The organism is Allosphingosinicella sp. (genome assembly GCF_036387215.1).
Taxonomy (GTDB): Bacteria; Pseudomonadota; Alphaproteobacteria; order Sphingomonadales; family Sphingomonadaceae; genus Allosphingosinicella.
Window position 1 is genome coordinate 1 of the sequence record NZ_DASVUE010000219.1, and the last position, 4,978, is coordinate 4,978.

At 68.4% G+C, this 4,978-nt stretch carries 6 protein-coding genes and 1 pseudogene; 4 read left to right on the forward strand and 3 right to left on the reverse strand.

Annotated features, from left to right (window positions below; genetic code table 11):
- A partial coding sequence (locus VF662_RS08545) for a leucyl aminopeptidase (RefSeq protein ID WP_464139883.1) occupies positions 1-1,039 on the forward strand: 1,039 nt, incomplete at its 5' end.
- Positions 1,039-1,476 carry a DNA polymerase III subunit chi gene (locus tag VF662_RS08550; protein ID WP_464139885.1) on the forward strand — a complete coding sequence of 146 codons (438 nt, stop codon included), beginning with the start codon at positions 1,039-1,041 and terminating at the stop codon, positions 1,474-1,476. The genes VF662_RS08545 and VF662_RS08550, both read left to right, overlap by 1 nt.
- Before the next feature lie 6 nt (positions 1,477-1,482).
- Here VF662_RS08550 and VF662_RS08555 read toward each other — a convergent pair whose 3' ends face one another.
- Complete coding sequence (locus VF662_RS08555) at positions 1,483-2,157, reverse strand: spermine/spermidine synthase domain-containing protein (RefSeq protein ID WP_464139887.1); 675 nt, start codon at positions 2,155-2,157, stop codon at positions 1,483-1,485.
- 142 nt (positions 2,158-2,299) lie between these two features.
- Between VF662_RS08555 and ndk the strand changes: the two genes are divergently transcribed.
- The gene (ndk, locus tag VF662_RS08560; protein WP_464139889.1) at positions 2,300-2,722 is read left to right on the forward strand and encodes a nucleoside-diphosphate kinase; all 423 of its coding nucleotides are present in this window, start codon (positions 2,300-2,302) and stop codon (positions 2,720-2,722) included.
- On the opposite strand, the gene purN is transcribed toward ndk, so the two are convergent.
- Positions 2,719-3,330, reverse strand: a complete 612-nt coding sequence (gene purN, locus VF662_RS08565; protein ID WP_464139891.1) for a phosphoribosylglycinamide formyltransferase — start codon at positions 3,328-3,330, stop codon at positions 2,719-2,721. The two genes, ndk and purN, sit on opposite strands and share 4 nt — an antisense overlap.
- The gene (purM, locus tag VF662_RS08570; protein ID WP_464139893.1) at positions 3,323-4,429 is read right to left on the reverse strand and encodes a phosphoribosylformylglycinamidine cyclo-ligase; all 1,107 of its coding nucleotides are present in this window, start codon (positions 4,427-4,429) and stop codon (positions 3,323-3,325) included. Before purM ends, purN begins: the two co-directional genes overlap by 8 nt.
- Before the next feature lie 61 nt (positions 4,430-4,490).
- On the opposite strand from purM, the pseudogene VF662_RS08575 reads away from it, so the two are divergent.
- Positions 4,491-4,978: pseudogene (locus VF662_RS08575) on the forward strand (heavy-metal-associated domain-containing protein); the annotation flags it as partial.

Genomic DNA, 4,978 nt, shown 5'->3' on the forward strand with positions numbered 1-4,978 from the left:
CGAGGAAGTGGTGATCGTCGGCGGCGGCGAGGGCACGGAGGCGGAATGGCAGCGCCGGGCAGCGTTGATGGAGGGCATCTCCTTCACCCGCGAGCTCGTCACCGAACCCGCCAACATCATCTACCCGGAGACGTTCGTCGAGCGGTGCCGCAAGCAGCTGGAAGGCACCGGAGTCGAGATCGAGGTGCTGGACGAGAAGCAGATGCTCGAGCTCGGCATGGGCGCTCTGATCGGCGTCGGCCAGGGTTCGGTGCGCCCGCCGCGGCTGCTGGCGATGCGCTGGAACGGCGCAGGCGATGCGAAGCGGAAGCCGGTGGTGCTGATCGGCAAGGGCATCACCTTCGATACCGGCGGAATCTCGATCAAGCCGTCGGCCGGCATGGAAGCGATGAAGTGGGACATGGGCGGCGCGGGCGCGGTCGCGGGAACGATGAAGGCGCTCGCCGGCCGCAAGGCCAAGGCGAACGTGGTCGGCATCTGCGTGCTTGCCGAGAACATGCCGGACGGCAACGCGCAGCGGCCGGGGGATGTGGTGACGTCCATGTCCGGCCAGACGATCGAAGTGATCAATACGGACGCCGAGGGGCGTCTCGTGCTCGCCGATGCGATGACCTGGGCGCAGCGCCAGTATAAGCCCGAATATATGGTCGACCTCGCGACGCTCACGGGCGCGATGATCGTCTCGCTCGGCTTCGAATATGCGGGCCTCTTCAGCAACGACGACGGCCTGGCGCAGAAGCTCACCGCCGCGGGGCAGGCGACCGGCGACAAATTGTGGCGCTTCCCGCTCGGCGAAGCTTACGACAAGATGATGAACTCCGATATCGCCGACATGAAGAATGCCGGCGCCCGCGAGGCGGGATCGATCACGGCCGCGACCTTCCTCCAGCGCTTCGTGGAAGACGGGGTGAAGTGGGCTCACCTCGACATTGCCGGCACCGTATGGGCCAGCAAGCCCGGTACGCTCTGGGACAAGGGCGCGACCGGCTACGGCGTCGCCCTGCTGGATCGCCTAGTCGCCGACAATTTCGAGGGCTGATGCTCGTCGACTTCTACCATCTCGCCTCCTCGCCCGTGGAGCGGGTGCTGCCCCGGATTTGCGAGCGGCTGGTGGAGGAGGGGAAGAGGCTTCTGGTGGTGGCGGAGGAGCCGCTGCTTCGGCAGCTGGACGAGCAATTGTGGACGCATGCGCCGGCCAGCTTCCTCCCGCACGGGCGGAGCGGCTCGCCACGCGCCGAGGCGCAGCCGATCCTGCTTTCGGACGCGCTGGAGCCGCTCAACGGGGCCGACAATGTCGCGCTTGCCGACGGCGTGTGGCGGGAGGAGGCGCTCCGTTTCGAGCGGGTCTTCTTCCTGTTCGACACCAGCCATCTCGACACCGCCCGCGGCGCATGGCGCTCGCTCAAGGGGAATGAAGAGGCGGAGCCGCGCTACTGGAAGCAGGACGATCGCGGGAAATGGGTGCAGGGGCCGTAGCGGGCCTTACCCGCTTTTGCGTGCGAACCAGATGACGTGCCGCGGCCCCTTGCCGTTGCTTCGCGCCCGGACCGCCACTTCCTCGACCGCGAAGCCCGCCGACTTCAGCCTGCGGGTGAAGCCTGCGTCGGGCGCGGCCGACCAGATTGCGAGGATCCCGCCCGGCTTCAACGCAGCCCTGGCCGCGCCGAGGCCTGCCCGGGAATAGAGGCGGTCATTCTCATCGCGGGTGAGGCCGTCGGGGCCATTGTCCACGTCGAGCAGGATCGCGTCGTAGCGCCCGTTCGCCTCGCCGATCAGGTCCGCGACGTCGCGAAGGACGATGGCGACGCGCGGATCGCCCAGTCCTCCGGCGGCAAGCGCCGCCATCGGCCCGCGCGCCCAATCCATGATCTCGGGCACGAGTTCGGCGACGGTCGCCCGGCCTTGCGGCGACATCGCCGCGAGCGCCGCCCGCAAGGTGAAACCCATGCCGTAGCCGCCGATCAGGAGGTGAGGTGCGCTCCGGCCGCCGAGGCGATCGAGCGTCATCGTCGCGAGCGCTTCCTCGGAGCCGCTCATCCGGCTGTTCATGAGCTCGTTGCGGCCGAGCACGATCATGAAATCGTCGCCGCGCCGATAGAGGCTCAGCTCCTCGCCGCCCGGGACGACCGCCTTCGCCAGCAGCTCTCGCGGCTTCATCCTTCTTCCTTCGTCTTGCCTGCCTCAATCCGCCGCCCATGGCCGAAGCGGGCGGCATCCGCCATGGCGGTTGCGGTTTCGGCGAGGCCCGCCTAGAGAGCCGCGCGAATTCACCCCTTCAGATACGGAGCTCCGCACGGCCATGGCGACCGAACGCACTTTCTCGATCATCAAGCCCGACGCCACCCGCCGCAACCTCACCGGCGCAGTCACCAAGATGCTCGAGGATGCGGGCCTCCGCGTCGTCGCATCGAAGCGCATCCACATGACCCGCGAGCAGGCCGAGGGCTTCTACGCCGTCCATCGCGAACGGCCCTTCTTCAACGATCTCGTCAGCTTCATGATCTCCGGCCCGGTCGTCGTGCAGGTGCTGGAAGGCGAGAATGCAGTCGCCCGCAACCGCGAAGTGATGGGGGCCACCAACCCCGCCAATGCGGACGAGGGCACGATCCGCAAGGTCCACGCGGAATCGATCGAGGCGAATTCGGTGCACGGCTCCGACAGCCCCGAGAATGCCAGGATCGAGATCGACTATTTCTTCAAGCCGGAAGAGATCGTCGGCTAAGCGCCGGGGCCGGTGAACGGCTCGTAGCCGGACTTCAACGTCCGGCAGAAGGCGTCGAGCGCTCGGGGGTAGAGCTTATGCTCTTCCTCCAGGACGCGCTCGGCGAGGGTCTCGGGCGTGTCGCGGCCCCTGATCTTGACCTCCGAACGGGCCAGCACCGGGCCGTCGTCCAGCTCCTCGGTGACGATGTGGACCGAGCAGCCGGTATATTCCTCGCCTGCAAGAAGCACCCGGCGATGGGTGTCGAGCCCCTTATACTCGGGGAGCAGGGACGGGTGGATGTTGAGGATCCGGCCGATCCAGGGGCGGATGAAGCCGGGCGAGAGCAGCCGCATGTAGCCGGCGAGCGCGATCAGCTCGACGTCATGGCGCCGGAGCTCCTCGTCGAGCAGCCGGTCGAACTCGGCGCGGTCCAGCCCCTTGTGGCTGTGCGCCCAGGTCTTGATTCCGAAGCGGCGGGCGAGGACGAGGCCGCGCGCTTCGGGGACGTTGGAGGCGACCAGCACCAGCTCGTAGGCGGTGTCGACCTCGCGGCGATACTCGGCAAGCGCCTGCATGTTGGACCCGCGGCCGGAGATCAGGACCGCGACCCGGACCTTCTCAGCCATGATGGGTGGCGGACCAGCCCGAGCGGCCGCTCCAGGTGCCGGCGGAGCCGGAGACGGTGCAGCCCTTGTCGCCGGCTTCGATGCGGCCGATGCGGAAGACGGTCTCGCCGGCCTCGGTGAGGGCGGCGGTCACCTCGTCCGCGGCGGCTTCGGAGACGACGACGGCCATTCCGATCCCGCAGTTGAAGGTGCGGGCCATCTCCTCCGGCTCGATATTCCCCTGCGCCTGGAGGAAGGCCATCAGCCGCGGCTGCGGCCACGCGTCGGCGTCGATCAAGGCATGGAGCCCGTCGGGCAGCACGCGGGGGATGTTCTCGAGCAGGCCGCCGCCGGTGATGTGGGCGAGCGCATTGATCCGCCCGCCGCGGACGACCGGCAGAAGCGGCTTCACGTAGATCCGGGTGGGCTCGAGCAGCGTTTGTACGAGGATCCGCTCCTGGTCGAACAGGGCAGGGCGGTCGAGCTTCCAGCCCTTGTCGGCGGCGAGGCGGCGGACCAGCGAGAAGCCGTTGGAATGGACGCCGGAGGAGGCGAGGCCGAGGATGAGGTCGCCCGCGGCGACCTTGCCGCCGGTGAGCGCTTCCCCGCGCTCGACGGCGCCGACGCAGAAGCCGGCGAGGTCGTAATCGCCTCCCGAATACATGCCCGGCATCTCGGCCGTCTCGCCGCCGATGAGTGCGCAGCCGGCCTCGATGCACCCTCGGGCAATGCCGGCGATGACCCGTTCGGCGACGCCCGTCTCGAGCCGCCCGGTGGCGAAATAATCGAGGAAGAAGAGCGGTTCGGCGCCCTGCACGATCAGGTCGTTGACGCACATTGCGACGAGGTCGATGCCGACGCCGTCGTGGCGGTCATGGTCGATGGCGAGCTTGAGCTTGGTGCCGACGCCGTCATTCGCCGCCACGAGCAGGGGATCGCGGTAGCCGGCGGCCTTCAGGTCGAAGAACCCGCCGAACCCGCCAAGCGAGGCATCCGCGCCGGGCCGGGCCGTCGACCTGGCAAGCGGCCCGATCGCCTTCACCAGCGCGTTCCCGGCGGCGATCGAGACACCGGCCTTCGCGTAGGTGTAGGGTTCGGCCGTCGGTTCAGCGTCGCTCATGCCGCGCGCCTAACCACATCGCGCTTGGAATTCCACGGCCATCTCGTAAAAGGGCGCTGTCGTGCAGTTCTCAAGGCGCCTGATCCCCCTCGCATCGCTGCTGCTTGCCGTCTCGGTTGCGGGCGGCGGAGCGCTTTACGCGCAGCTCGAGGGAGCGGACCGCGGCGTTCCTCCGATCGACAGCGCAAGCACGCTCGAAGTCACCGGCGTCGATGTCGACGTCTCGGCCAAGACCAGCGAGGAAGCACGCTACCAGGGCTGGAAGGAGGCGCAGTCCGAGGGCTGGAAGGCGCTCTGGGCGAAGACCACCGGCCAGCCGATCGCCCAGGCGCCGGGCCTGTCGGATCCGGTGCTGAACTCGATCGTCTCGGGGATCATCATCGAGCAGGAGCAGATCGGCCCCACGCGCTACATCGCCCGCCTCGGCGTCCTCTTCGACCGCGCACGCGCAGGCCAGCTGCTGGGCGTCGGCCCGCTCGCCGGCCGCCGCTCGGCGCCGATGCTGGTCATCCCCGTCTTCCTCACCGGTTCCTCGGTTCAGACGTTCGA

Coding starts and splice junctions, on each gene's coding strand:
- purM (WP_464139893.1), bottom strand. CDS start 4,429: ATGAGCGACGCTGAACCGACGGCCGAACCCTACACCTACGCGAAGGCC.
- ndk (WP_464139889.1), top strand. CDS start 2,300: ATGGCGACCGAACGCACTTTCTCGATCATCAAGCCCGACGCCACCCGC.
- VF662_RS08555 (WP_464139887.1), bottom strand. CDS start 2,157: ATGAAGCCGCGAGAGCTGCTGGCGAAGGCGGTCGTCCCGGGCGGCGAG.
- VF662_RS08550 (WP_464139885.1), top strand. CDS start 1,039: ATGCTCGTCGACTTCTACCATCTCGCCTCCTCGCCCGTGGAGCGGGTG.
- purN (WP_464139891.1), bottom strand. CDS start 3,330: ATGGCTGAGAAGGTCCGGGTCGCGGTCCTGATCTCCGGCCGCGGGTCC.